Below are 26,409 nucleotides of genomic sequence, written 5' to 3'. Positions count from 1 at the left end.
AGGAATAATGAAATGAGTCCACTTAACATTGGAATTCCTAGTCTTATTCTAATTTTGTTATTAGCATTGCTTATCTTTGGACCCAAAAAATTGCCAGAGATTGGCGGCGCATTTGGGAAAACCATTTCTGAATTCAAAAAGTCAACAAGCAAGCTCATGGATGATGACGTTGATCCTAAAGAGACACAAAAGATTGCTGCAGATGAGCAAACTGATTCTAAAGCTTAAGCGTTGGTTAAATTAGTTTAATAATTGAACGTTACAGGAAGATTGTGCGGGTAGAGTAGAAACGTAAGTGTTCGCTTTGCTCCGTGCAGTCTTTTTTTTATTTTATTAGCTGTTTTTAAAGAATGGTTGCTTGCGAGTAAAGATACGAGCTTTGATGTGGTATCATGTGTTGGTAGTTAATCTACAGTTAGTTGTAGTTATGTAGAATCTTAATGATTTCTTTAGTGAATCTATAAGGAATTTAATTGAATTCATAAAGGATGGAGTAATGCAACTCTATAAAAAAGACAAATCATAGAAATGATTAAAATACCCCACACTAAAGGAAGACTCCGATCTCTTTTCGAACGGATTCTACCACCGTTTAGACGGGAAATTCCTCTTTCTATGCAATACATAAGACGTTTTCGTGAGCGATTGTCATACTAAGAAGCTTAAAGGAGACCGATGTGGATGGCACTTACACTCAAAGGCTCAGGCAAAATAATCGGCAATAAAGAGTTGCTTCCTCCAATTGATTTGACTGTCCAGGATCATGACGTTGCAGCAATTCAAGCTGATATTGAACATATGGACGCTTTTTTGTCCCTTTTCGAACAGGATAAAAGTTACCTTGCGAATGAAATTATGTATGACGGGAACGCGGTTGCTGGACAGAAGGAGTTGTTTATCTATTCTCCAGATATGGGAGAATATCCTCGTCTAACACCAGAGAAAATGGTGCGCTTTTGGGGGCAATTGTATAACGTTGACTTTGATACATCAAAAATCTTAACGTTAACAGAACTCACTCACGTAAGAACGAAGAAAATAAAGCTACTCACGTATTATGAACAAAAAAGGCTACAGTTTGCTCGAAGCCTCATTCAAAAAACGAGTATCTATATATTTAAAGAGCCAACATACCAGTTGGATTTGCAATCCAAAAAGGTATTTAACCATGTCTTGGAAGAAATTAAGAAGATGCATGGTGTTGTCATTTTACTAACCTCATCATTAGAAGAAGGCATTCGCTTAGGATCAAAAGTCTACAGATTAAATGACCGGGGAATGCAAGAAGTCGAACTTGATGAGGAAATCATCGAGCAAGAAGAAGTGAAAGACGAGATCCCGAACGATGAAGAACTGTTTCAACAACGATTTGAGAAGATTTCAGCGAAGACTGAAGATAAGTTTATTCTTTTTGATCCTTTAGAGATTGATTACATTGAAACCAGGGAACGTCAAACTGTTTTACACGTTAATAATGAAGAGTTCTATTCAACCGTTACAATGAAAGATCTAGAGACTAAGCTTTTACCGTATGGGTTTTATCGTTGCCACCGGTCGTACTTAGTGAATTTACAACGAGTCAGGGAAGTCATCGTGTGGAGTAAGAACAGTTATAGTCTCACGCTCGACAACCGAAATGAACAAGTCGTACCTTTATCGAAATCGAAGTACGGAGAGTTAAAGGCGTTACTAAATTGGTAAAAAGATGAGGGAAGCGCATGGATGTTAGACGAATTCGGATATTAATTCAGCGAGAATTTCAAGATATTATTTGGAATGGTCAAGTCATGATTGTGCTGTTTAGTGCACTTCTCATGGTTGGCACCGTGTATATATTGAATCAATTCGGCTTTAATGTAGACGAGTACGAGATCGTATTCTTTAACGCAATTCCTTCTGTCTTAGGGTTTGTTTCAGCATTTGTCGTCATGTACATTCAAGGGAACATTCTTGTTGAGGAGCGAGAACATCGGACGCTAAAAGTGTTGCAATTATACAAAGTAAGTCGAGCGGAGCTCTTTTTGGCGAAGTCAGCAATCACACTCTTCATTGCGATGGGGCTATTACTTGTTGCGATGATTGTTTTTCGTTATGAGTTCTTACATGTCGTTGGTGGGTTATTGTTTTCTTTGCCGATGTTGTTCATGTTTCTCTTTTTAGGAACGCTTCTTGCAGAGTATTCCAAGAATACAATTGAAGTGAGTTTGTACGGGTGGCCGATTATTATCGTTTATTTCATGCTAGAAGGAATCGTAAACTCGAACTTGAATGTTAATTTGATTAAAGTGTTCCCGAATTTTCACGTTACGCAAGGTTTTGACTATATCTTACGTGGAGAATGGGCAACAGCTAGTCTATATATAATCATACCGATATTATGGGCCGTTCTGTTCTATTTGTTACTCAAAAAGAAATGGAATGCCTCTGATCAACAGAATATGTAGAGGAAATGGTTGCTCATATGCCTCCGTTTAACCCAAATCTCCCTCCTTTCATGCACAATGTACTGCTCATTCTCATTAAATCGTGGATACTAAAGGCAGACATCGACGAAGGGAGTTTTTTTAATGGTACTTGAACAAATTCAAGAAACGTACTTCTCACTGTTACCATTTCTTGAAGGAAACGTACTTTTACAACTGATCTTTATTTTTGTTTTATCTCTCATTCCATTTTTTGAATCATACGGGGCGATTCCATTTGGTCTAATGTTAGGCTTCCCGACGATTCCAGTTATGGTTGTGGCAATCATCGGGAACTGGGTATCGGTCATGGCTTTCATTTGGGGGATCGATAAACTTCGCTCAAAAATAAAAAGTAAAAAGAAGAAAAAAGAGAAAGAACCGAGTAAACGAGCGATTCGTGCGAAACACTATTTTGAGAAATACGGAGTTCCGGGTGTGGCATTAGCGGCATTCTAATAGCGTTTCATCTTGCAGCGGGAATTGCACTTGCCGCAGGAGCAAACAGAGCATACGTCAGTCTTTGGATGACCATTGGTATTGTACTTTGGGCAGTCGTGATCGGCGTACTATTTATCTCAGGCATCACGGTGTTTTCGTAAGTTAACGTATGTAGCCTTTTGGATTTTTTGCTCCACTCTTTCGTAAAATCACTCATTCACGGAGGGATACACAATGTCTAAAGAGAAGCGGTTTACAGAAAAGGATGTGCAACATTATCAGTACGGTTTAACGATGGTCATTGTCGACAACGTCACGGGTGTTCATTATTTGCAAACGTGGCAGCCGCAAGGTGTTGGGCTAACTCCTTTGCTTGATGAAAATGGAGAAGTGTTTATCGAGAAACCGTAACTACAATCTAAAGTTGAATACACGGAATGCCTTAGCGTAAATCCTCCTTAGGATTTACGCTTTTTCGTCATAGATGAATTAAACGCGTGTTACAATGATCACAAGTCGTTGTACGAAACGAGTGAATGCGATGCCTTATGCAAACATGAAGGATGTTCAGCTTTACTATGAGGTATATGGAGAAGGTGAGCCGATTGTTTTCACGCACGGTGCGTCTTGGGATCATCAACAATGGAGACCGCAAGTTGAGCACTTCTCACAAGGCTACAAGGTCATTGTCTGGGATGTGCGAGGGCATGGGAAGTCGTCTTTGCCTGCAGGTGAAGTACATTCCAATGAATTAGTCAGAGACCTTGTTTATCTTCTAGAATATTTAGAGATTGAGCAAGCTCATCTCTGTGGTTTATCAATGGGTGGACATATTTCTTTGCAAGTGGCTATTCAATATCCTGAGCGTGTAAAGTCTTTAATTCTCATTGGAACGCCTTATACGAATACATACAATTGGTTTGAAAAGCTATTCGTTCCAATTAATCGCTTTTCTAGCAGACTGATTCCGATGCGTTTGTTAGCGAAAATCCAAGCGCGTACGTTATCCACGTTTAACAAAGACAATAAAGCCTACATTCTTGATGTTGTGCCAGCGATGAAATTAAACGATTGGGTACGCTTGTGGTCTGCTGTCTCAAGAATGGAAAGTGGCGATCGGTTAGCCGAAGTGAAGTGTCCAACGCTTATTGTACAAGGAGATCATGATCAAATGATCAAAAGGCAACAAGCCGATTTGGCTCGTCAACTAGCGAACGCTAGTCTCATTACGATTAAGAATGCACATCATGCCACGAATTTAGATAATGCCACCGACGTGAATGAAGCAATTGGATTGCACGTTAAAGAATATAATTAGATTATAAAATCCGAGGATGATTCAATGTTTTTCCAGAAAAGTAACACACCAAGGTCTGTATTACAAAAAGCGCTATTTAGTGTGTTTGTCTTTTGGGGACGTCATTGTTTGGACTCTCCATGTACTACAATTGGGTTGAAGGAACGATCTTAAATATACCGATGATCCTTTTAGCTACTGGTTTGGTCGGATACTTTGTAACGATTGCACTGTTTAATTGGGTTGGTGGACGATCGTAACAGGGGGTAGAAATGAAACGGGGATTAATTCATCATATTGAGATTTATGTGTCCGACTTCGAGAGGTCTACTGATTTTTGGGGATGGTTGTTAGAAAGCTTAGGGTATTGTGTACATCAACAGTGGGAGTTAGGTATGAGTTGGAAGCTTGGTGACACGTACCTCGTTTTTGTGCAAACGGAAGATCGTTATTTAGATGTTGCGTATCATCGTAAACGCACGGGACTTAATCACCTTGCCTTTTATGCAGACTCTCGAGAGCATGTCGATCAGCTTACACAACAGTTAAAAGGTCAAGGAGTAACGGTGTTATATGAAGATGATCATCCATATGCAGGTGGAGACAGTCATTATGCGGTCTATTTCGAAGATCCAGACCGAATGAAAGTTGAAGTAGTGGCGCCTGAGTAAGTCATTAAATGTATGATGAAAAGTATTCACTTATATAGTTTTAACTTTCAATTAAATAAGAATGAATTTGAGGTGAATTCATGAAGGTTTCATGGTTTTTTTGGTGGTTGATTACTGGTTTTTGGATCGTTGCCTTTGTCATTGGAAGTTATTTTTTGGCACAAAGAGAAGTCGATGGTGCAGGAGCTGTGCAGACGCCGGAAATTATCTTGCTCAATATTCTCGTCTTCGCATCAATCTTTATTTTACCGTTGCTTATTCAAATCGGTTGGCTGATTGTTATGATTGTGTTGAAGAAAAAGAAGAAGGATGCAGACGTTCAAACGTAAAGATCTTCTTCTTTTCTGTTAGATCGTATTCGGATGTTACAACTCCATTAAAGTCTAAAATTTCAAATTGCAATATGGTAAAATGACCTAGTTAAGTGAATGCGAGAACTCCAATTTAATTGATGGTGGGTTGAACATATGAAGGTGAATCGAAAAGATCTTAGGAAAATGCTGTATGTTCTCATTGGTATTGTTATATTCCTCAATTACTTCAACTATTGGACATCCGTTGAAATGCTTAGCTTTATCATCGCAGTAGTAGGGTTTTATTTTGCTCAACCATTATTCCAAATGAATAGTGGACTTGGGCGTTACCGACAAGTTATATCATGACTTACGTGGAGGCGTGTTATGGTTTCTAGAGTAGGCGTTGCAACGGTTAGTTGGCTTGCTGCCATCGGATTGATTTTAGTGATTGCATCAGAACAACTTGGTCCAAATGGTGTATCGTATACCAATCCTTTGCATCTTATTCAAACGCTTGGCTTTATTAGCGTAGTTTTTGTTATTCCTGTGATCTTGGCGTTTTTTCATCACCTTGCGATCCGGATCATTTCGGGTGTCTATCAATTATTTTTAGTATTCGTCTACTTATTCGTCGTACTTTCAATGGTCATCGCAACGGATGGAATTCTTCTGATGATGGTCTCGATTGTTTGTACGCTTATTTGTTTAGCGAGCGCAATTGTCACGTTTGCTGTTCAAAAGGGCCGTTCAAAGCGTATTGAATCGATGGCACTATCCGCATAGGAAAATAAAGAAGTTCCTTTTCTGAGTTTTAAGAAAAGGAACTTCTTTATTTTAAAAAGATTCTTGCAAATCATTTTAACTACCTATACCTTTTTCTTAGAGAGGGGATGGGAATCTTGAACTATACCGTAGAAGAAATTCCAGCATCGAGATTTGCTTATGATCGACATATTGGGGAGTACGGTTCTTTGCAGCAAGTGGAGCTGATGGAGTCATTTAAAGTGTGGGTGAAAAAAATGAATTTACGGACAGCTGTGTACGGAATTCCACAAGACAACCCGAGTAGTACAGCGAAAGAAAAGTGCCGATACGATGTAGGGATAATGATTAGTGGACAAGAACAGATCATAAAGTCAGCCCAACTCGGAATCTTTAATGGAGGACGTTTTGCGGTTTTTTTAATTGAGCATACAGAAGAACCACTTAAACAATTTTGGGGTCGCCTACCTAAGATTGCTCAATCAGAGCAGTTCACACTCCGAACTGCACCAATAGTGGAGCGTTATAAATGGGAGTACGTTGAGCGACACGTATGTGAACTGTTGTTGCCAATCGAATAGAAAAATATAAAAAAACAAGAAGAGGTACGGATGGAATGAAAACAGGAACAATTGCAGTCATAGGGGGATATGCCAAGTAGGAAGAGTCATTTGTAAGCGACTGATGATGCAACATTCGAATAAAGTGATTGCAGCCGGCAGAAGTTTTAAAAAAGCAAAAGCCTTCTCAGAGGAGGTAGACAACAAGGTAGTCCCTCAGTTGATCGATGTAATGAGTAATGATCAATACCCAGACTGGTTAAAAGAGGTTGATATCTGTGTCATGTGCATCGAGCAGAAACACCCGAATTTTATCAAGTTTTGTTTTCAGCATCATATTCATTACATTGATATCTCTCCATCGTACGAATCGCTATCACAAGTAATGGTATTCGATGAGCTAGCAAAAAAATCCCAGTCTAGCGCAGTCATAGGAGTAGGGCTATCCCCAGGTCTATCGAATCTGTTAGCTAGCCAATTGTCTAATGAAATGCATCAAGTAGAACAGATTGATACGTATTTAATGTTAGGCATTGGTGAAGTTCATGGTCACGATGGTGTGAATTGGTTATTATATCACATACAAAAAAATTATACTTTGATGGAGAATGGTTTGGAAAAACAAGTAAAGCCACTTAGTATGGTAAGAGATCAACATTTCATCATAGTATTGGCAAACGAACGGCATATCGATTTAACCTTGCCGACCAATACATCTTGCAACATACAGCCGACGTAACGAAGACATCTTCACGTTTTTTCTATGACTCAAAGTTGGCGACGATTGGGGTTGTCGTAGCCAAGAAGCTTGGACTATCCTATTTGTTACGTGTGGCAGTAATAAAACGAGCGTACCGCATGTTTCTTTCGTTATCACTGAAACTGTTTGAGAAGTTACGCATTGGTACGGATTTGTATACCGTTAAAGTAGAGGTGAGCGGTGAGAAACAAGGAAAAGGCGTTCAATATGAAGCGAGTCTTACAGGAAATAATAACACGAAGATAACAGGAGAAGTGGCTGCTGTTGTTGTAGATTACCTACAGAGTGGTAAGAAACAAGCGGGGGTGTATTATTTGGAACAAATGATGGAGCTAGATGAAATCTTATTTTTACTCGACGAGCGAGCCAACGTTACATATATGAACCATTCATAATAGAAAGAAAGGTGTGAGAGTATGACTTTACCGATCTGTACGTATTGCCAAGCCTCTTTCACGTGGAAACAATGCATTGGACGGGTTGATCGAAATCAGTGTACAGAGTGTTTAGGTGTGAACACATTAAGTAAGAAGTCTAAGATGTTCATCGTGTTGCCGTATGTTGTTGCGTTTTTCATAATGATTTATATTGGTTTTTTTACGAGCCTACCTGGTTATTTTAATGGGATATTTATCGTTGCATTTGTCTTTGTTAACCACGTGTTGTTCCAGCCGTTCTTGTTGCACTATACAAAAGAACAAGATCATAGCTTTTAGTTAAGGGAGGCATTGGATGAATTTTGAAGATTTACAGAAAAGGCGAATACGCCGTGCATTTATTATCGGACACATTTTATCTGTGCTAACCGTTGTTTTCGGTTTTTTATTGTATCAATTCTACGAACATGCTACTCTCTTCGTTTCGTTGATTTCGTGGTTTATCACGATATTCGTGATGGCGGTGTTAACATACGCCGGCGCATTTTGGCTCAAGCATTTAACGGTCGAAGGGGTCATGAGTGTTTCACCAGAAGAGCTTGAAGGGTCTATGAAACCGCTACTTGAAAGCTCAAGAGTCATGGCGATGCGCGAGACACACTGGCGATATGGTATTCATTTCTTTACGGTTAAGGGTAAGCGAATGGCTTATGCGGAAGAAGTGAATGCAGCGAATATGGTTTTAATTGCTATTCTTAGAATCATCAATTTAAGAATTTGGATGAACATGACGTTTGAATTCCATCTCTCCGAAGACGACAAGTACACGATTGAAAAGAAGTTCGGTTTACGTCCTTTTTACTTAAACGATTCACAAGGAAATGTGATTGCCAAATTTACATACAAGTGGCATGAGTTGATCTTCTTGAAGATTCATTTGAAGGGTCCAGATGGTACATATTTAGCACTTTTAAACGGTGGGTTCCACGGTGATACGATTACTTTACGAGATGTAGAAGGCGAAGATTGGATGAAAATCCGCGTCGGTGGTGTACCGCAAGAATCGTTAGCGTTATTCCCAAACGGGGGACACATCATCGACATTGCCCACGGTTTACCAGAAGATCGACGACTACTCGCATTTGCTTCTTTGGTGGCGATCCATTCGTTTTATAACCTACAAGAATAATAAGGGAGTAAGGCACAGCGTGGGTAGTTCTTGCTGTGTCTCTTTTTCATGCAATCAAATAAAGTTGGGAAAAAGAGGAAAGATAAGAGAGCGGTTGTGAAGTGGATATTTTTATCTTACAGTTAGTAGGTTAATGAATGGTAGGGTTGAGGTGACTTGTGTGGAAGGAACGATTTTAATTGTTGATGATGACCGAGAGATTTCTGAACTCGTTTCGTATCAGTTGCATCAAGAAGGTTATTCAGTTCTCATAGCAGGTGATGGGAAAGAGGCATTGCATCTCGTATCGAATCATATCGTTGATCTTATTATTTTAGATGTGATGATGCCAGAAGTGGATGGGTTTCAAGTTGCAAAAACGATTCGTGAAAAGAAAATGATCGTGCCGATTATTTTCTTGAGTGCGAAAACAAGTGATTTTGATAAAGTCCAAGGTCTCGTTATTGGGGCGGATGATTACATGACAAAGCCGTTTAAGCAGATAGAACTGATCGCTCGAGTAAACGCTCATTTAAGAAGATATAAAACGTTTCATCAGCAATCGGCTACTGAAGATCATTCTCTTAACTTCGGTGATTTAGAAATCCTTGTTGATGAACATCGTGTTATTGTCGCGGGTGAAGACATTGTTCTTACCCCGAAAGAGTTCGCGATTCTCGTCTTATTGGCAACGCATCCGAAAAAAGTATTTAGTGCCGAGCACATTTTAAATCGGGTTTGGGGAATTGACGAGGCGTATGGGACGAACACGGTGATGGTACATATTCGAACGTTACGAAAGAAAATTAAGGAACCTGAACGTCGTCATAAACTAATTAAGACGGTATGGGGCGTGGGGTACACATTCAATGGCTAGATATAAAAGTGGATTTCGCTTAAAGATGGTGTATACATTCGGTCTAAGTCTTTTGTTATCTGGGCTAAGTACATATGTGATTTATCGCTTTTTACAAAACTATTATTATGATCATGCGGATTATGGTGGTGTGCTTTTTCGGGTTCGGTTGTTTATGAATATGGTGGGGGATTTGTATTTCTTCTTGCTTTTATTTATCCCGATGGCTATTTTGTTTTTCTTTATCTTAACGAAGAAATACTCGGTTTATTTCTCAAAAATCTCGAGTGGTATTCATGATCTAGCGATTGGAGACTTTACGAAAGAAGTGAACATTCAATCGAACGATGAGTTCGAATCAGTAGCTACCGATATTAATACGGCGAAGAAGCAATTAAAAATGGCGATTGAAAAGGGAGAGTTTCAAGAGTCGAGTAAAGATTACTTGGTCGGGAACTTAGCGCATGATTTGCGAACACCATTGACGTCTTTAATGGGGTATTTAGAAATCGTCATGCAAGATGAATCACTCACAGAACAACAAAAGCAACATTTCCTCAAAATTGTCCATACAAAGTCTCAACGATTAGAGCGGTTAATCGATGAGTTGTTTGAAATGACAAAGTTGAATTACGGAAAAGCACCGTTACGTAAAGAAACGATCGATCTTACTGAATTACTTCAACAGTTAACGGAAGAGATGTACCTATTTTCAAGCGGAACAGGTTGAAGTAAGGACTCATCTCCCTACATCACTAATGATTACAGGTGATGGTAGTTTACTAGCAAGATTATTTGAGAACTTGTTATCAAATGCAGGGAAGTACGGCACAGAAGGTTGTACATCGATGTTGAAGGAATAGCGGTCGACGAAGAAGCCATTGAGATACGCGTGATCAATTATGGCAATCAAATCATCCCTGAAGATTTACCTCACGTTTTTGATATGTTTTATACCGGTGATAAAGCAAGAAATCATGAGGTGAGCCAACGTAGTGGCTTAGGTCTTTTTATTGCTCAGAACATTGCAGAGCAACATGAAGGAACGATTGACGTAGAAAGTGATGCGATAAAAACGACCTTTCGTGTCCAATTACCAGTTCGTAATCAAGACATTTAAGAAATCTTTAAGGTTCTACCCACGTTTTAGTTAAGAACACTTTTTTATGATCATAGTAGATCGTAATTGAGGGAGTTTTTGAACATGAGAACGTGGGTTTTATATGGCTTTTTTTTAGTTATTACATTTATTGTAAGCATGATTTTATTTCAAGCAATAACAGACCATGCAGACGTGAACGTCCGTACAGCGTCCCATGAGTTTGATGGACGTGAAATTACGATTGATCCAGACGAGTGAATCAAGGAAGTCTCGTCTTAGTTAATCAAGAATATCCGATGACTGATGCTTTCACAATCGAAGGTGACCTCGTAACGTTGTTTGAACAACAACAAGTAACGACTTTTTATTCGTTGTTGAATGAAAAGATTCAATTGCCACTTCCGATTGCAGAGGCGTTTAACCAGATGGTGAAAGATGCAAACGAAGATGGTGTTCAGCAGTTTCTGTTAACGAGTGGCTACCGGGACAACGAGGCACAAGCAAGGCTTTATGATGAGAGAGGATCTGATTATGCACTGCCCCCAGGGTTTAGTGAACACAACACGGGGTTAGCGCTCGATATTAGTAATATGGAGGGACCGATTGAATCTTCTACGGAAGGGAGATGGGTGGAGGAACATAGTTGGAAGTATGGATTTGTCATCCGTTATCCTAAAGGAAAAGAAGAGATCACAGGCATTCAATATGAGCCTTGGCATTTGCGCTATGTCGGAGTCCCTCACAGTGTGATTATGCAAGAGAACGATCTCGTACTTGAAGAATATATTGAATTTCTCGAAGAAGAAAAGTCGTTAGTCGTAGAACTCGACTCGAACGAAGCTTATGCCATTAACTATTACCCAAAAGAACACCTCGATCGTGTTGTCATTCCAAACGAGCAACCTTACGAGATATCAGGCACGAACAAAGATGGCGTTGTGGTGGTGGTTGAGCTTTAAAGCTTCTATAAGAGTGATAGTTAAGAGCTCTAAAGATTACGCAAGTGTAGAAACAGCATTCCAAAAGTAAATGCAGGAATGCTGTTTCTAACCACTTGTTTACCAAGCAGAAATAACTCCAGTTAGGATTGCAAAGATGGCCATTACAATGGTTGTAAGAAAGGCCCATTTAAACATAAATCTTTGGTGGTCTGCTAGCTCTACTTTTGCCAATCCGATTAGTAAAAATGTAGAAGCGGTTAGTGGACTTAAAGGAAAGCCGACAGTCATTTGGCCGAGTACTGATGCTTGTGCAATTTCAATAGCGGGTACGCCATACATTTCAGCAGATTGAGCTAAAATGGGCATTACCCCAAAGTAGTAAGCATCTGGATTGAAGACTAGACTAAGCGGAACGCTGATTAAGGCAACTAAAGCAGGCATCGAACCACCAATGCCTTCTGGAACTGTGCTAACTAAAGCTAGTGCCATGGCGTCAATCATTCCTGTGCCGGTAAGAATACCAGTAAATATACCAGCTGCAAAAATAATTGCTAGCACTGGAATAGCTCCCCTGGCTTGTAGCTGAATTTGATCCATCTGTTGATCCGGTTTTGGATAATTCAGCATCAAAGCAATTACAAAAGCAACGATAAATACAATCGGTAAGGGAAGCCACTGCATGACGAGCGTAGTGAGTGTGAGTATAGTAAGAAGAACATTTGGAATGAATAATTTTGGGCGTCGCATTCCGCGTTCCTCTTCGCTCATTTCTGTTTGTAGGTCGTACTCATAGTCTTGAATACCTAATCGTTTTTGTTCCTTTTTCCCAACCCAGTAAGCGACAAATAATAACCATAAAAATCCCACCCCCATCGAAGGCAATAAAGGAATAAATACTTCGCCTGGGTCAATCCCTATAGCAGTTCCTGCCCTAGCTGTTGGACCTCCCCAAGGCATAATATTCATAAATCCTGCTCCAAGACCGACCATACCTGCAAGAACAATTCTACTCATCCCTAATCGATCATACAGAGGCAACAGTGCAGGGATAACGATGAGGAAAGTAGAAGCCCCAGAACCGTCTAATTGGGCAATCATTGCAAAAAGTAACGTTCCAATGACAACTTTTAATGGATCGCCTTTCACGACTTTTAAGATCCGAGAAAGTATCGGATCAAACATTCCAGCATTGCTTAAAACTCCAAAATAAAGAATTGCAAATCCAAGCATCACACCAGTTGGAGCGACCAATTGTAATCCTTCCAACATAAATTCTCCCAGCTCGAGTCCAAACCCACCGATGATTCCGAAGATTATCGGTATAAGTACTAAAGCAACGATGACGGATAAACGTTTGGACAGAATAGCGTATAAGAAAATCGCAATCGTTAAAAAGCCTAAAATAGCTAGCACAGTTTTTCCCCCTAACTTGATTAAAGCGCTTTCATTTTATGGTTAGTTCTTGAGTTCAAAATCTAACATTCTCCAAGACAACGATTTCCCATGAGCATCAAAAGTTAGTGCTGACGAGACGCCACCTGGTCGGGTACCATACAAGACAAAATGGACGCACGATAAATTTGGAAGAGTATAGCGCTCAACATCTTGAACATGTAAATCTGCGAAAAAAGTTGAAACGGCTTGCGTAGTTAATTGTTCTACTAAAATAGGATAATCTTGATCATCATAAGCAAAAATGCTAATTGTTGTATGTTCACCTTTATCCCCAGCTCTGGCATGAGCAAGTTTATAAAGTGGTATCATGTTCATCGTCCTCTCTTAGATTAGTAATTAATGACCTAGGAATTGTTGCTGAATAAGCAGATAAGACCGGTCTAATAGACTTTCTAACTCCTCCTGGTCCTCCTGGACCGTTTAACCAAAGTGCCTCCACCTCATAACCGACGAGACCTACAGTGTCATAATTGGGACTCTTTACAGCTACACGCAGTAGAACTTCAGATGGGTGAGTCGTTTGATAAGCACCAAGTAATTCCGTATGGATTGCATTTGTTTCTAAGCCATGAGCTAATAACCGTTCAACAACAATGGATTTTGCAAGTTTCGCCCGTTCAAAGGCAGCATAACCAACATAATTAATCATTGCTTCTCCAATAAATCCTTGGTCAATGCCAATGGTTAGCTTAAAATCATCGGGGCGTTTTCTTCCTGTCGCACCGTCCACTTTTATGATGTCTTTTGCAACTTCTGTAAAGGTGACTTGGCTAAAGTCAGCACATACGTCGGGAGTAAGATAGGTAGCTGGATCCATAACTTCATAGAGCAGTTGCTCTTTGCATGTGCGAATGGATACTTCTCCTCCAGAATTAGGTGTTTTGCTAATCGTTGCTTCGCCATTACTAGAGATTTCCGCAATTGGCATCCCTACTGTAGCAAGTTGGTTGACTTGTTTCGTCACCCCGTCGGCAAAGTACCCACCGGTAACTTGAGCACCACACTCTAGTAAATGACCGATTACCGTACCTTTACCGAGAAGGTCCCAATCATCTAGTTTCCAATTAAACTCATGAATCATAGGTGCTAGAAAAAGGGACGGGTCCGCGACTCTTCCTGTGATGACAACATCTGGTCGATTATGAAGAGCTGGAAGCATCTCTTCAGCACCTAAATACGCATCAGCAGAAATAAACTCATTGCGACTCATAGAGAGTGGTTCATTCGTTTCCCAAAGAGTAGGATTGTAGTTCTGGACGACATTTCTTAGCAATGGTTGTGTAACGATAGAAATTGAGATTTGTAGATTTAATGTTTCTGCGATTTCTTCAGTGATTTTTGCTGCTTGATTAGGATTAGCGGCACCTAGGTTTGTAATAATGGTAATGTTCTTTTCCTTGCAAATAGGTAATAAAGTTTTCATTCGTTCTTCTAGGAACTGACCATATCCCTTTTGTGGATCACTTAATCGCTCTAAGTGTGCTTGAATTGTTGTTCGTTCTGCGAGCCCTTCTAGAATTAAGTAATCAATATCTCCGTGTAGAGCTAAGTTGACAGCGTTGTCAATTCTGTCTCCTGCAAACCCAGCACCAGTTCCAATGCGAATCGATTTCATTATGTTCACCTCTCAATGAATGTCAATGTATTAACTTGCAATTACTATGCCAATGTAAAAGAACAGAAACAATATACGTTTATCCGTATATTTCTAAGTTATTAGATTCAAGTTCTAAGAAATTAGAGGAGTGGTGTGAAGTGATAATTGTTGATACACTATTCTAAAATCGAGGAGGTCTAATGTTGTTAGAAGATCACATAATTGAATCAATTCAAGATGGCGTTCTTGTTATTAATGAAAAAGGAATTGTCGTTAAAATAAATACTGAATATACCCTGATAACTGGGGTTGAGCAAAAAGAGATTCTAGGTCGACCACTTAGCACTGTCAGACCTAATGCACAGCTTGTGCAAACACTAATTGACGGAAAAAAACGTACAGGTGTGTATCGGAAATTACAAGGGAGAGAGTATGTCGTAGATATGGCACCAATCTTTGAAGACGGGAAAGTTATTGGAGCCGTGTCTGTATGTAAAGGAAAGGAAGAAGTTGTTGGATTATTAGATCAACTTAATGTTCAAAAACAACGCATACAGCAACTTGAGGAAGTGCTTCACTCTAACTACCGTAGCAATTATACGTTTGAGAATATCATAGGTAATCAAGGAGGATTAAAAGGGACAGTTGAAGTTGCTAAAAAAGCTTCAAATGTAACATTTCCAGTACTATTAACTGGTGAAAGTGGTTCAGGAAAAGAAATGTTTGCACAAGCAATACATCAAGCGAGTGAGCGCAGAAGTCGTGCGTTTATACCAGTGAATTGTGCAGCTTTTCCTAAAGAATTAATGGAAAGTGAACTATTTGGTTACGAAACAGGGGCATTTACTCATGCGAACAAAATGGGGAAATCAGGGTTATTTCAGGCGGCACATGAAGGAACCTTGTTTCTTGATGAAGTTGGAGAAATGCCTTTAGAGCTACAAGTGAAATTACTTCGAGCGTTACAGGAAGGGAAGATTCGCAAAGTAGGAGGAGTAAAAGAAACCGAAGTTGATGTGAGAATTATTGCTGCGACTAATCAAAACTTATATGAGCGTGTTCAAAAAGGTCTGTTTCGTGAAGATCTGTATTATCGACTATGTGTAATTCACTTAAAGGTTCCTTCATTAAGGGATCGTAAGGAAGATTTGCCTGAACTAGTTGAGCATATCTCCAAAAATTATACAATTAATGATCTTAAAGTGGTTGTATCCAGAGAAGCGATGACCGCACTCTCTTCTAATGCTTGGCCTGGGAATGTTCGAGAATTGAAGAATGCTCTATATTATGCATTAAGTATGATGACAACTCACGAGCTCGAAGTAAACCACCTCCCTGAAACTGTTCGTACACAAAAGCAAACTGTTAATCCCTCTTCTCAAATTCACACCGACTCATCTTTAGCTGACTATGTTCAGATTGCAGAACAAAAGTATATTGAGCAAGTGTTGGAACAATTTGAAGACTCGTATTCTGGTAAGCAACGAGCAGCTCAAAAATTAGAAATCTCTGTTGCGACGTTGTACAATAAATTAAAGAGAAATAATAAAGGATGATTACATGAATCAAGAAGCAAAAATGAATACTATGGTTGTCTACTCTTACGGGTTGTTATTACTCGTTGGAGCAGGACTGTATTTTTTAATTCACAACAATTATTATGACACTCTCTATATGGTTGAGGGTATAGGGTTTGCTTTGGCAGTTCTTATTATCATTTGTCCAAGTGTCTTTATCTATAACAAGTTCTCGATTGGTAAACCGATTGTTTTGACTTTGCTTGTTCTCATTGCTGTAGGGTCCGCAGTTGCTACTTTCATAACATTGTAGAAGTATAGGAATAAGCTTCGATTGAGCTGATCAATCGAAGCTTATTTTTGTTTGTTGGACGAATGGTTGCTCTAACACAATATCAATAAAGGCCGTGATTGCGGGGGAGAGCCATTTATCTTTTCTGTAGATTAACTGGGAATACAATGTAGGTTCCATATGAAAGGGAATCCTTTTTAATGTGCCAGTTTCAAGCTCCGTTTCAACCGTCATTTCTGGTAAACAAGTTATGCCTAAGCCACTGATTGCACAACGTTTAAGTGCTTCAACACTCCACAACTCCATAGATTGAAGAGGTGTGATGTTCTGTTCTTTTAACGATTGCTCAAAAATACTTCGGTAACTACAGGTGTTTTCATTTAACAGGATACTTTCTTGAAGCGATTGATTAGGATGAAGTACATCATCTGAAATTCGGCGGTTACCGACAACGGCGATATTTTCTCGTGTCAAGGTGTGTGAAATAAGGTCGGCTTCTTCAACGATAGGCAGTAAAACGAAAGCAAGATCGGTATCGCCGTCTAGAACGGCAGATTTATTCATGCTACATGTTGCATTGCTTAGCGTTAGTTTCACATCTGGATGTTGTTCCTTAAAGGCACTAAGAATGGGTTCGAGGCGATATAAGGTAATGGATTCTGTAGCTGTAATTTTTAATTCGCCTTTAATGGTGGTTTTGTCACTTCCGATACTTTCAAGGCGTTTGTAGTGTTCAAGCACATTTTTAATATGCGGGAGTGCTTCTTTTCCGGCATCGGTCAAATGGATTTTACGACCCAATCGATCAAAGAGTGGGGCGTTTAAATGTTCTTCGATGGTTTGAATGTGTGCCGTAACACTCGATTGTGTGTATCCTAACAGTTCTGCTGCTCGAGTAAAACTCCCGGTTTCTATGACTTTTAGAAAGGTAACTAAATGCTTAATATCCATGTACTCACCTCTTTATGTTTCATAGTATCAGAAAAAATGATGATAGCGATCATAAACTTTAATTTAACGAATGGTTAAGAGGCGAGTATGATTGAAACAGGAGGGGTGCATGATGAAAACTTCGATTCTGTCGCTCAAAAAGGGTGAACGGATTTGTATCCTATGAGAAACCTTCATTACGGATGGGTGATACTAGCCATCACGTTCTTTTCAATTATTGCAGCGGGTGTCACGATTGCTTCATCGGGTGTGTTGATGACACCGTTCCAACGTGACTTCGGTTGGGATCGTTCCGCCATTGCCTTGGCGTTTGGGGTTAGCTTATTTTTATATGGCATTGCAGGTCCTTTTATTGCAGCGTTATTGGAAAGTGTCGGTTTAAGGCGAATGATGATCGGTTCTATGCTGACGTTGTTAACAGGTAGTATACTTACGCTCGTTATGACAGAGCTTGGCACTTAATTATCATTTGGGGTGTGATTATTGGGTTAGGGGCGAGTCTATTCTTAACCGTAATCAGTCCCTTTGTCGCAAATTATTGGTTTGAAAAGCGAAGAGGGCTTGTTGTTGGGATCTTAACGGCGAGCACTGCTACCGGTCAATTAATCTTATTGCCATTACTCGCTGTACTCATTAGCAATTATTCATGGCGGATAGCGATGGGCTTGATGATAGGGATTTGTAGCGTCATGTTGTTGCTCATCCTTTTATTTATGAAAAACAAGCCAGAAGATGTTGGACTCCGCCTTATGGAGCAGACAACCGTGTAGGTGAAGAGATGGGTGCGGGTAAGAAACCAGTCATCTCAGATGCGTTTCGAGGGTTAAGGCTAGCAGTTAAATCGAGAGTATTTTGGCTATTATCGTTAAGTTTCTTCATCTGTGGGTTTTCTACGAATGGATTAATTGGTACGCACTTTATTTCCTATTGTCTTAGTTTTGGGATTCCTTTAGTGACGGCGACGTCGATCCTCTCGTTTATGGGTGTATTTAATTTAATCGGTACGACATTATCAGGGTGGTTATCTGATCGTTTTGATAACCGTTGGCTATTGTTCTGGTATTACAGCTTGCGAGGAGTGTCATTAGCCATTCTTCCTTTCGCATTGATGGAAGGAAACGTTGTACTTATTGCTCTTTTTACAATCTTTTATGGGCTAGATTGGATTGCGACCGTTCCGCCGACCATTAATTTAACGAGAGAACGATTTGGGGTGAAGCAGACTGGAATTGTCTATGGGTGGATTTTTGCTTTTCATCAAGCGGGTGCAGCTTCTGCGGCTTACGGTGGAGGATTAATTTATAGCGTATTTAATTCGTATACGTATGCGTTTTTCCTTTCAGGTGTTTTTTGTTTGTTAGCAAGTCTATTCGTATTAATGATCCGTAAACAGAAAGATTTGCATCATGAAGAGTGTGTTGCATAAGGCACAACACGTTTTTGCGAAAAAAGGAAAATAAGCGAATTTCGTTGAAAATAAAAAGAAGGATGGCAGGAGGGGTAATAAGTGAATGATTTTGAATTTTCGCATCGATTGAAGGTTCGTTATTCAGAAGTGGATGGTCAAAAAGTCGTCTACAACTCTCATTACTTAACGTATCTTGATATTGCTGTGTCTGACTATTTTGCAGAACGATTAACAGAGGAAGAAGCAGCTCAATTTGATTACATGTTAGTGAAGTCTACGTTAAACTATCATCAATCTGCGAGGTACAATGATTGTCTTGAGATCTGGTGTCGTATGGAGAAAATCGGAACGAAAAGTATGACTGTGAGCTTTGTAATTACGAAAGATCGTGAAGTTGAGCCACTGTTAACTGCTGAAATCGTGTATGTGTACGTTGATCCTGTGACAATTGTCTCAGGAACGGTTCCTGACTTTATCCGTACGAGCTTTCAACCTGTGCAACAGTGAAGTAAGGTAATCAGTTAATGGTAGTACCTGTTCGATTATTATTCAGAATGATTGATTCAAAGGGTTGCATAGAGTGAGTACATCGGTTAAAAGTCTAGAAGTTAACACAAATCAGACACAGCAGTACATCCTGCTGTGTCTGATTTGTGTTGCCAAGCCATTTCCAAAAAGCAGTGATTACGGTTTAGTTTCATAATAACGTAGCAATAGAGGTTTCTGACGAATGAGAGTAGCCAATATGATAAACTTATTATCATCTTTACTTGAATGTTTGTCTTTACTAAAATGCCAGGGAGGTTACATTGTGTACAAAACCTTTATGGATCAAATGCATGACGGGGTTATTATTATAGATTGTTATTCTCGAGTCATTTATGCAAATGAGTCTTATTACGAGATATTAGGAATTAAACAGAAGAATATCATTGATCTGAAACTAGAAGACATCCAAAAAGATACAAAAATCGTAGAGGTTCTGCACTCTGAGAAAAAACTGATTAATGTAGCGTTTAATTTTAAGCAGACAAATGTAAGAATTATAGCAAATCTAATGCCGGTCTATAATGATGAGGGTGAAAAAATTGGTGCAATGTCCGTGTTTAGAGATGCTACTGCAACGAGGGCAATTGAAGATGAACTGTATCAACTGAAAGATTACGCACATTATTTAAGTGGTCAACTGCAACAAATCTCGAGTTCTCTGTTGCAGAAAATGGATTCAAAAGAGCCTTTACAGCGTGAAGTGAATCTTAAATTGATGAGGGCGGCTCAATCAGATGCATCGGTCTTAATTACTGGTGAAAGCGGTAGTGGGAAAGAAGTGGCTGCAGATCTCTTGCATGAGTTGAGCCCGAGAAATCAACACCCGTTGATTAAAGTGAACTGTGCAAGTATACCTGAGGCGCTTATTGAAAGTGAGTTTTTTGGTTACGTAGAAGGAGCTTTCACGGGTGCTGTGCGTCAAGGTCGTAAAGGGAAATTCGAATTAGCAAATCGCGGAACACTATTCCTTGATGAAGTAGGCGATATGCCACTCTCATTGCAAGCGAAGTTATTACGTGTTCTACAAGATCAAAAGATTCAGAGAATAGGTGATGACAAATCAATTCCAGTAAATGTGAGAATTATAGCTGCTACGAATGTCGATTTAATAGAACGGGTCAAAAGTAAGCAATTTCGTGAAGACTTATTTTATCGATTGCACGTGATCCCCATACATCTACCTCCACTTCGAAAGCGGAAAGTAGATTTACTAGATTTAACGAACGATCTAATCAATGATTATAGTGAGCGAACTCATAAACAGTTAACGCTCTCTGCAGAGGTTAAACAACTATTTATCAATTATAATTGGCCTGGCAATATACGAGAACTACACAATGTTTTGGAATATGCATTTGTTATGGCGAACGATGGAGAAAGAATATCAAAGTCCCATCTTCCAAGCTATATGCTTGAGTCGTCGTTACATACAAACGGTCAAACGGCGTTATCAAATATTGAATTGTATTTAAAAATGGATGAAATTGAAAAAGCCGCAATTGTTGAAGCGTTACAACTCAGTAATAACAATCGAACGAAAGCAATGACATTGCTAAACATGAGTAGAAAGAGCTTTTATCATAAGCTAAAACACTATAACTTAACAGAATGTACACGGTAGAAGTTGTATAGATTGCATACAAAAACTTGCAATGTGTTTCTAATCGAAACACAAAAATATAAAGAAACCCTTTGAAAGCGTTCTCAATTTTGGAACGCTTTTTGCAATTACATAGGAATGGAAGATAAAGCTGAAGGAGTGTTAAGCATGAAGCACACGTTTACTAAGTTTCATGAAAAATCGATGGAGGATCGTAAAGCAGCAGTTTTTGCATTTAGTCAGTTGAATGAAGAAGCCAAGTCTCTCTACTGCAATTCCGAATACGACCAGTTATCTGATCAACTAGTAGAAAATGCAATAGGGGTTATGGAAATACCGCTTGGAGTGGCTGTGAACTTTGTTATTAACGATATAGAGCGGGTAATTCCTATGGCAACTGAGGAATCTTCAGTCATTGCTGCAGCAAGTCATGGTGCTAAATTGGCTCGTTCATTAGGAGGATTCCATGCACAAGTTGATGGGAGCTATATGTTCTCTCAAATACATATCGTTCATGTACAGGATCCTTACGCAGCTAAAGTGAAAATCTTGCATCATCGGGATGAGCTAATCGGACTAGCGAATCAGGAAGATCCAATACTACAACAACTAGGCGGAGGGGCCTATGACATTACGGTACGTGCCCAAGAAGATCCATCTTCACTCGTTGTTCATTTGCATGTCGATACATTAGATGCGATGGGGGCTAATGCTGCAAATACGATGGCAGAAAAAATCGCTCCAAGAATTGAAGAAATAACGAGTGGCGAAGCTCGATTAAAGATTATTTCTAACCTTGCAGATCGTAGAATTGTGCGTGTGTATTGTGAAGTTCAACACGAGCAATTGGGAGGTGCAGACGTTGTTGATCGCATTGTGCAAGCGTGTGACATCGCAAAACGTGATCCTTACCGTGCAGCAACTCACAACAAAGGAATTATGAATGGAATCATTCCAATTGTTTTAGCGACTGGAAATGACACGCGGGCTGTTGAAGCAGGGCTCATGCATATGCTAGTAAAAGTCAGCACTACTCACCATTAACGAGATGGGAAAAGAATGCAAGTGGCAATTTAGTCGGAAGTATTGAAGTGCCAATCGCTGTCGGAACGATTGGCGGAGCAACTGCAATTCATCCTAAAGCGAAATCAAATTTAGAAATCATGCAAATTCATTCTGCAAAAGAACTATCAGAAGTCATTGCTAGTGTTGGATTAGCACAGAATTTAACGGCGTTAAAGGCATTAGCGACTGAAGCATACAAAAAGGCCATATGAAATTACATGCGAAGAACATTGCTCTCATGGCAGGAGCGAAAGGGGATGAAATTCCAAAGATTGCTTCTCTTTTATTAAAAGATGAGAAATACAGAGTGGACGTTGCTAAACACCACTTGAAATCAATAAGAGGAGAGAAGGCACATGAGTAATCAACGCAAAAACCTAGTAGAAATATGGGAAGATCATGTCCACATCAAGGATCTTGTTATTGCGGTCCTCCTGTGTAGTGTTCCTGCGCTAGGTGGTTACATGCTTGCTCCTAATGAACCACCATTGCCCTTAGCGATCGGTCTAGGCAGTGCATTTGTTGGCTTTGTTATTGCTTGCATCGTCATTAAGCCGAAACGCCATCTTGAAGAAATTGATGAAGAATAGAGGTCATTTTGTATGGATCCAATTATAATCATGCAAATGGTAGCTGCTGGTCTTTTTGGTGCCGTTCTCTATACAATTATAGGCGTGGCTCCAGGTACAGATGAAACGGCGGTGTTAGCGCCTGTAACGTTAGCTTTAATCTTAGCGGGTGTGTCCCCATATGCAATCTTAGCTTTTTTTATATCGGCCATAACGGCAAAGAAACTTACCGATTCTATACCGGTAGCGGTTGCGGGTATTCCAGGAGGAGTTATGGCAGCTCCAATGGTAGAACCAGCAATGGTTTTAAAGCAACATGGCTTATCAAATTTAAGTATTAAAAAAATGGCATCGGGATCGGTCATAGGAACGATCGTATCCATTCCGGTTAGTATCGGACTAGCCATGTTTATTATGCCTTTTGCCGATACTATTGTAAGTTATGAAGGACTTATATTTTTTAGTGGAGCAGTCTTTTTGGCATTATTAACAAAGAATAAGCTGCTGTCACTTATTGTTATCGTTCCATTTGCCCTTCTAATCCAAGGGCTGAGAGAATTATACTGGGCTACAGGAATTGTGGCTCAAGATACAACGGTGTTTATTTCGTTCTTTTTGGGAATAACAATTGGACCGATCATTTTTAGCATCTTTGAATTATTAAATCAGAACACAAGAAATTCAATGCCGAGATATGGTTATAAAGAAATTGAATTCAAAAAGGTCGTAACAACTGAAAGATTCCCTAATCCATTGAAAATTTTAACAAGGAAAGAATCGATTTCTGCTTCTTTTGGTTCCGTATTAGGGTCTTTGACGTTTTTTCTTTCTCCTGTTGGGATGACGGTGTTTTATGGGGAATTGCTCTCAAGGAGAATAAAAGATCCAGTAAAGCGAGCGTCTCGGGCGATTTCTACAATGGATAGTTTAACGAGTGCGACGTATATGTCGGGGATATTAATTCCTTTAATTGCAATCGGACTGCCGTTATCACCAGTCGCAATCGGCCCTGGAAATGCCCTCTTTAATGCACCACCTGTTTTTGATATAGACAATAATATACACCATCAATTAACTATGAGTGAAATTATCGTTGCAACCTGTATTGGAGCAGCAATTGCAATGATTTTTACTTATTATATAGCGATGAAATTTGCAAACCAAATCTGTACGTTCGTATTCAAGCTTGTTCCTCATGAAGCCCTCATTGGACTATTTATGGGACTTGTCCTCATGCTTGCATTTATGGATGCAGGCTGGGTTAATCTTTTTGGAGTGCTGTTAATTGGACTCGTAGCTGGTCTATTACACCGAAATGGGGTCAATTATGGCGTTATGTTTATGATCCTGTATTCTGCACCTTGGATTATGGGTGTGTTTGGAAGTTGAAAGTAAGAGTAGGTTGTTTGGAAGAAAAGCAAAGAACGTTATAGAGGTAAACAATGAATCGAACAAAAAAGTAATCCTCATGTGCCATTATGTTGCACATGAGGATTACTTTTCTTTTTTTATTGATTTTCATTCAACGTTAGAATGTGCTGCAAGCTGTTCATCCAGTTGTCTTCTAATAACTGCTTCCCTCGTTGTAAATCTTGATTCTTCATGCTATCAATGATTGCGTAGTGCTGATGTAACGATTGTTCTTTAGATGAAGCCTCATGAAAGTAAGAGGATTCAATGCGCAAGATCTTATCTTTAATCGTACCAAGCATTTTAATTAATTCTTGATTTGAAGAGAGGTTAACGAGTGCGCGATGAAACTGGATGTCATAGTGTAAGCATTGTTTTGCGTCGTTATTCTCGATGGCATGCTTATAGTTGTCGTTTATTTCTTCTAATTTAGCGACCTCCTCGGCACTCGCACGGATGGCATCTGAAAGGGCGAGACTTTCAAGAGCGATGACAATGTGGTACACGTCTTTGGCTTCTTCTATGTTGATTGGAGACACCATCGTGTAGCTGTTTCGTTTGCTCACGATAAATCCTTCGTCTTCTAACTTCAGCATGGCTTCTCGGACTGGTGTCCGACTGATTCCAAGTTCATCGGAAAGTTCCGCATCTTTAAGTTTTCTTTGTGGCTCAAGATCTCCTGATATAATTGCATCTTTAATAATGTGATACGCGTGATCACGCATGGAACGACTGTTAATTTTTTTATTGCTAAAGTTCATGAAATCACCTGTTTACTTTAGGATTATTGATATGTAATATATCAATTAAGATTACCAGCTCGCGGGGACAGTCCCCCGGCATGGTAATGTATTAACGCGATGGGGGACTGTCCCCGTTGGAGGTGGGTTTTATGAGAGCGAGCACAATTAATGGATTACTCGTCATTACGATTGTCTGCATTTCCTTATCCGCCATTTTCGTGAAACTGTCGGATGCGCCATCAACGATTATGGTCATGTATCGAATGTTTTTAGGATGTCTCATTTTATTGCCATTTTTGATGAAACATCATCAATCTATCTTTAGGATAACAAGAAAAGAATGGCTTGCGCTATTTTTTGCGGGATTCTTTTTGTCTGCTCACTTTGCCTATGGTTTGAATCGTTGAACCATACGACGGTGGCAAGCTCAACGCTCATCTTAGCTCTCCAACCAGCGATTGCGTTAATCGGGGGACTAATCTTTTTCAAAGAGAAGATAAAATTAAGCACTGTACTAACCCTTAGCATTGCGTTTATAGGGGTCGTCATTGTTGGTGGTGGTAACGTAGGCTTAGGGCAAGGTGCATTGTTAGGAAACGCCCTTTCGTTACTGTCTGTATTCGCGGTCGTCTTCTATTTGCTTATTGGTCAGCGCAATGTAAAAACAATTAATCATTGGGTGTACAGCTTTATCGTGTTCTTTATTGCTGGCGTAACGATGGCTGTTCTTAATGTAATTAGCAGTGTGCCTTTGACGGGCTATTCAACCCACGATTGGCTAATCTTCATTTTACTGGCGATTTTTCCGACTGGAGCACACATTATCTACAACATGTTGCTTAATTATGTAAGTACGACAACGGTTTCCATGAGTACACTCGGAGAACCGATTGGGGCTTCGTTACTTGCGATTGTTGTTCTTGGAGAGATGCTAACGCTCGTGGAATTAAGCGGTGGTATTCTTATTATTGTAGGCATTTATATGTTCTTGCGAAATCAAAGTCGAACAGACGACGTGTTGGAAGAGCAACTAAAAACATTAAATAACGAAACGTAATGAATAAAATAGGAGTATATATGATAGAAGAGAAATTCTACCAGTAAGGTCATTGTCTTGCTCGATTCAAAAAACGTCATAAGAGGGCTCGGTGAAATTGAAGATACTTTACAAGTCTACAAGAATTCTCATAAAAGGAAGTGAACGACGTATGGTCAACGTATATGGACACATTACCGACGATCAAACACGATGTATCCACTATCACACAAGTAAAGACATTGTGGCCATCAAATTTAAATGCTGTGGTAAATACTACCCTTGTTATCAGTGTCATGATGCTTGTGAAAACCACGCTCGCAAAACGTGGGATCGCGAAGAATTTGATCAACGAGCGATGTTGTGTGGTGTGTGCAAAAAAGAACATACGATTTATGAGTATCTAAAAACGGATGCTTGTATCCATTGCCATTCACCGTTCAACGAAAGGTGTGCCAACCACTATCATTTGTATATGAATGTGTCTTCTTAAGTGGGAGAAAAAGGTTCTTCAAATGCTATTA

32 protein-coding genes and 4 pseudogenes are annotated in these 26,409 nt (G+C 39.6%); 31 read left to right on the top strand and 5 right to left on the bottom strand.

The features are described 5' to 3' along the window. The first annotated feature begins 12 nt into the window (after positions 1 to 12). From tatA to JCM19038_RS15510, 20 genes and pseudogenes are all read left to right on the top strand, one after another. Positions 13 to 228 carry a twin-arginine translocase TatA/TatE family subunit gene (gene tatA, locus JCM19038_RS15590; protein WP_042419805.1) on the top strand — a complete coding sequence of 72 codons (216 nt, stop codon included), beginning with the start codon at positions 13 to 15 and terminating at the stop codon, positions 226 to 228. Between the two features lie 453 nt (positions 229 to 681). Continuing rightward, positions 682 to 1,701, top strand: a complete 1,020-nt coding sequence (locus JCM19038_RS15585) for a LytTR family transcriptional regulator DNA-binding domain-containing protein (RefSeq protein ID WP_042419803.1) — start codon at positions 682 to 684, stop codon at positions 1,699 to 1,701. A 17-nt stretch (positions 1,702 to 1,718) separates the two neighbouring features. After that, the gene (locus JCM19038_RS15580; protein ID WP_042419800.1) at positions 1,719 to 2,444 is read left to right on the top strand and encodes an ABC transporter permease; all 726 of its coding nucleotides are present in this window, start codon (positions 1,719 to 1,721) and stop codon (positions 2,442 to 2,444) included. Positions 2,445 to 2,567: 123 nt separating this feature from the next. Then, the gene (locus JCM19038_RS15575) at positions 2,568 to 2,921 is read left to right on the top strand and encodes a small multi-drug export protein (RefSeq protein ID WP_042419798.1); all 354 of its coding nucleotides are present in this window, start codon (positions 2,568 to 2,570) and stop codon (positions 2,919 to 2,921) included. A 216-nt stretch (positions 2,922 to 3,137) separates the two neighbouring features. Next, positions 3,138 to 3,314 carry a DUF6440 family protein gene (locus tag JCM19038_RS22960; protein ID WP_193745154.1) on the top strand — a complete coding sequence of 59 codons (177 nt, stop codon included), beginning with the start codon at positions 3,138 to 3,140 and terminating at the stop codon, positions 3,312 to 3,314. 94 nt (positions 3,315 to 3,408) lie between these two features. Beyond that, positions 3,409 to 4,221 (top strand): alpha/beta fold hydrolase, encoded by an 813-nt coding sequence (locus JCM19038_RS15570; protein ID WP_238554460.1) that lies wholly within the window; start codon positions 3,409 to 3,411, stop codon positions 4,219 to 4,221. Between the two features lie 92 nt (positions 4,222 to 4,313). Further along, positions 4,314 to 4,460, top strand: coding sequence for a hypothetical protein (locus JCM19038_RS22955; protein WP_193745153.1), 147 nt, complete (start codon positions 4,314 to 4,316; stop codon positions 4,458 to 4,460). A gap of 12 nt (positions 4,461 to 4,472) precedes the next feature. Next, positions 4,473 to 4,871 carry a VOC family protein gene (locus JCM19038_RS15565; RefSeq protein ID WP_042419793.1) on the top strand — a complete coding sequence of 133 codons (399 nt, stop codon included), beginning with the start codon at positions 4,473 to 4,475 and terminating at the stop codon, positions 4,869 to 4,871. An 80-nt stretch (positions 4,872 to 4,951) separates the two neighbouring features. Then, entirely contained in the window at positions 4,952 to 5,200 is a 249-nt protein-coding gene (locus JCM19038_RS15560) for a DUF3923 family protein (protein ID WP_042419791.1), read from the top strand. Between the two features lie 138 nt (positions 5,201 to 5,338). Beyond that, a complete protein-coding gene (locus JCM19038_RS15555; RefSeq protein ID WP_042419789.1) occupies positions 5,339 to 5,533 on the top strand; it encodes a hypothetical protein in 195 nt (64 codons plus the stop codon). A gap of 18 nt (positions 5,534 to 5,551) precedes the next feature. Continuing rightward, a complete protein-coding gene (locus tag JCM19038_RS15550) occupies positions 5,552 to 5,950 on the top strand; it encodes a hypothetical protein (RefSeq protein ID WP_042419787.1) in 399 nt (132 codons plus the stop codon). Between the two features lie 116 nt (positions 5,951 to 6,066). After that, complete coding sequence (locus tag JCM19038_RS15545) at positions 6,067 to 6,510, top strand: GyrI-like domain-containing protein (protein ID WP_052361797.1); 444 nt, start codon at positions 6,067 to 6,069, stop codon at positions 6,508 to 6,510. Between the two features lie 67 nt (positions 6,511 to 6,577). Further along, entirely contained in the window at positions 6,578 to 7,228 is a 651-nt protein-coding gene (locus tag JCM19038_RS15540; RefSeq protein WP_255343391.1) for a saccharopine dehydrogenase NADP-binding domain-containing protein, read from the top strand. Between the two features lie 35 nt (positions 7,229 to 7,263). Beyond that, the gene (locus JCM19038_RS15535; protein WP_152549477.1) at positions 7,264 to 7,644 is read left to right on the top strand and encodes a hypothetical protein; all 381 of its coding nucleotides are present in this window, start codon (positions 7,264 to 7,266) and stop codon (positions 7,642 to 7,644) included. 21 nt (positions 7,645 to 7,665) lie between these two features. Beyond that, the gene (locus JCM19038_RS15530; RefSeq protein ID WP_042419778.1) at positions 7,666 to 7,965 is read left to right on the top strand and encodes a hypothetical protein; all 300 of its coding nucleotides are present in this window, start codon (positions 7,666 to 7,668) and stop codon (positions 7,963 to 7,965) included. A 16-nt stretch (positions 7,966 to 7,981) separates the two neighbouring features. Next, a complete protein-coding gene (locus JCM19038_RS15525) occupies positions 7,982 to 8,815 on the top strand; it encodes a hypothetical protein (RefSeq protein ID WP_042419774.1) in 834 nt (277 codons plus the stop codon). Between the two features lie 160 nt (positions 8,816 to 8,975). Then, positions 8,976 to 9,671, top strand: coding sequence for a response regulator transcription factor (locus JCM19038_RS15520; protein WP_238554459.1), 696 nt, complete (start codon positions 8,976 to 8,978; stop codon positions 9,669 to 9,671). Continuing rightward, a pseudogene (locus JCM19038_RS15515) lies at positions 9,664 to 10,770 on the top strand (ATP-binding protein). Before JCM19038_RS15520 ends, JCM19038_RS15515 begins: the two are co-directional and overlap by 8 nt. 84 nt (positions 10,771 to 10,854) lie before the next feature. Further along, a complete protein-coding gene (locus tag JCM19038_RS22950; protein WP_193745151.1) occupies positions 10,855 to 11,010 on the top strand; it encodes a hypothetical protein in 156 nt (51 codons plus the stop codon). Further along, on the top strand, positions 11,007 to 11,711 hold the full coding sequence (locus JCM19038_RS15510) for a M15 family metallopeptidase (protein WP_052361793.1): 705 nt from the start codon (positions 11,007 to 11,009) through the stop codon (positions 11,709 to 11,711). The genes JCM19038_RS22950 and JCM19038_RS15510 overlap by 4 nt, the downstream gene beginning before the upstream one ends. A 99-nt stretch (positions 11,712 to 11,810) precedes the next feature. On the opposite strand, the gene JCM19038_RS15505 is transcribed toward JCM19038_RS15510, so the two are convergent. From JCM19038_RS15505 to JCM19038_RS15495, 3 genes are read right to left on the bottom strand one after another with little or no spacing between them, the layout of a single operon-like run. Then, positions 11,811 to 13,106 (bottom strand): CitMHS family transporter, encoded by a 1,296-nt coding sequence (locus JCM19038_RS15505; RefSeq protein WP_042419769.1) that lies wholly within the window; start codon positions 13,104 to 13,106, stop codon positions 11,811 to 11,813. 42 nt (positions 13,107 to 13,148) lie between these two features. Beyond that, on the bottom strand, positions 13,149 to 13,457 hold the full coding sequence (locus JCM19038_RS15500; protein WP_238554458.1) for a hypothetical protein: 309 nt from the start codon (positions 13,455 to 13,457) through the stop codon (positions 13,149 to 13,151). Beyond that, positions 13,441 to 14,763, bottom strand: a complete 1,323-nt coding sequence (locus JCM19038_RS15495; RefSeq protein ID WP_042419767.1) for an acyclic terpene utilization AtuA family protein — start codon at positions 14,761 to 14,763, stop codon at positions 13,441 to 13,443. Before JCM19038_RS15495 ends, JCM19038_RS15500 begins: the two co-directional genes overlap by 17 nt. A 185-nt stretch (positions 14,764 to 14,948) precedes the next feature. Here JCM19038_RS15495 and JCM19038_RS15490 point away from each other — a divergent pair, with 185 nt between their 5' ends. Further along, entirely contained in the window at positions 14,949 to 16,301 is a 1,353-nt protein-coding gene (locus JCM19038_RS15490) for a sigma-54-dependent Fis family transcriptional regulator (protein ID WP_238554457.1), read from the top strand. Between the two features lie 4 nt (positions 16,302 to 16,305). After that, a complete protein-coding gene (locus JCM19038_RS15485; RefSeq protein ID WP_042419762.1) occupies positions 16,306 to 16,575 on the top strand; it encodes a hypothetical protein in 270 nt (89 codons plus the stop codon). Between the two features lie 30 nt (positions 16,576 to 16,605). Here the strand turns inward: JCM19038_RS15485 and JCM19038_RS15480 are convergent, their stop codons facing one another. Beyond that, the gene (locus JCM19038_RS15480; protein ID WP_042419757.1) at positions 16,606 to 17,505 is read right to left on the bottom strand and encodes a LysR family transcriptional regulator; all 900 of its coding nucleotides are present in this window, start codon (positions 17,503 to 17,505) and stop codon (positions 16,606 to 16,608) included. Positions 17,506 to 17,667: 162 nt separating this feature from the next. Here JCM19038_RS15480 and JCM19038_RS15475 point away from each other — a divergent pair. The 7 genes and pseudogenes from JCM19038_RS15475 (at position 17,668) to JCM19038_RS15450 (ending at position 24,085) form a co-directional block, all read left to right on the top strand. After that, positions 17,668 to 18,931, top strand: a pseudogene (locus tag JCM19038_RS15475) (MFS transporter). An 81-nt stretch (positions 18,932 to 19,012) separates the two neighbouring features. Continuing rightward, a complete protein-coding gene (locus JCM19038_RS15470) occupies positions 19,013 to 19,420 on the top strand; it encodes a thioesterase family protein (protein ID WP_042419754.1) in 408 nt (135 codons plus the stop codon). Between the two features lie 304 nt (positions 19,421 to 19,724). Then, the gene (locus JCM19038_RS15465) at positions 19,725 to 21,083 is read left to right on the top strand and encodes a sigma-54-dependent Fis family transcriptional regulator (RefSeq protein ID WP_052361791.1); all 1,359 of its coding nucleotides are present in this window, start codon (positions 19,725 to 19,727) and stop codon (positions 21,081 to 21,083) included. Positions 21,084 to 21,200: 117 nt separating this feature from the next. Then, positions 21,201 to 22,339 (top strand): annotated as a pseudogene (locus JCM19038_RS15460) (hydroxymethylglutaryl-CoA reductase, degradative). Continuing rightward, positions 22,336 to 22,491 carry a hypothetical protein gene (locus tag JCM19038_RS23890; RefSeq protein ID WP_238554455.1) on the top strand — a complete coding sequence of 52 codons (156 nt, stop codon included), beginning with the start codon at positions 22,336 to 22,338 and terminating at the stop codon, positions 22,489 to 22,491. Before JCM19038_RS15460 ends, JCM19038_RS23890 begins: the two are co-directional and overlap by 4 nt. Further along, positions 22,484 to 22,717 (top strand): hypothetical protein, encoded by a 234-nt coding sequence (locus tag JCM19038_RS15455; RefSeq protein WP_042419750.1) that lies wholly within the window; start codon positions 22,484 to 22,486, stop codon positions 22,715 to 22,717. Before JCM19038_RS23890 ends, JCM19038_RS15455 begins: the two co-directional genes overlap by 8 nt. Positions 22,718 to 22,729: 12 nt before the next feature. Beyond that, positions 22,730 to 24,085: a tripartite tricarboxylate transporter permease gene (locus JCM19038_RS15450; RefSeq protein WP_042419747.1), complete on the top strand. Its 1,356-nt coding sequence runs from the start codon at positions 22,730 to 22,732 to the stop codon at positions 24,083 to 24,085. 119 nt (positions 24,086 to 24,204) lie between these two features. On the opposite strand, the gene JCM19038_RS15445 is transcribed toward JCM19038_RS15450, so the two are convergent. Then, a complete protein-coding gene (locus JCM19038_RS15445) occupies positions 24,205 to 24,867 on the bottom strand; it encodes a GntR family transcriptional regulator (RefSeq protein ID WP_042419744.1) in 663 nt (220 codons plus the stop codon). A 131-nt stretch (positions 24,868 to 24,998) separates the two neighbouring features. Between JCM19038_RS15445 and JCM19038_RS15440 the strand changes: the two are divergent. After that, positions 24,999 to 25,906, top strand: a pseudogene (locus JCM19038_RS15440) (DMT family transporter). 151 nt (positions 25,907 to 26,057) lie between these two features. Beyond that, positions 26,058 to 26,378: a CHY zinc finger protein gene (locus tag JCM19038_RS21995; RefSeq protein WP_081831850.1), complete on the top strand. Its 321-nt coding sequence runs from the start codon at positions 26,058 to 26,060 to the stop codon at positions 26,376 to 26,378. The last annotated feature ends 31 nt before the right edge of the window (positions 26,379 to 26,409 follow it).

The sequence above is a fragment of the Geomicrobium sp. JCM 19038 genome (assembly GCF_000698125.1).
GTDB lineage: Bacteria > Bacillota > Bacilli > Bacillales > Marinococcaceae > Geomicrobium_A.
The sequence above is the reverse complement of the archived record's forward strand: the minus strand, read 5'-3'. Positions and strand labels throughout refer to the sequence as shown.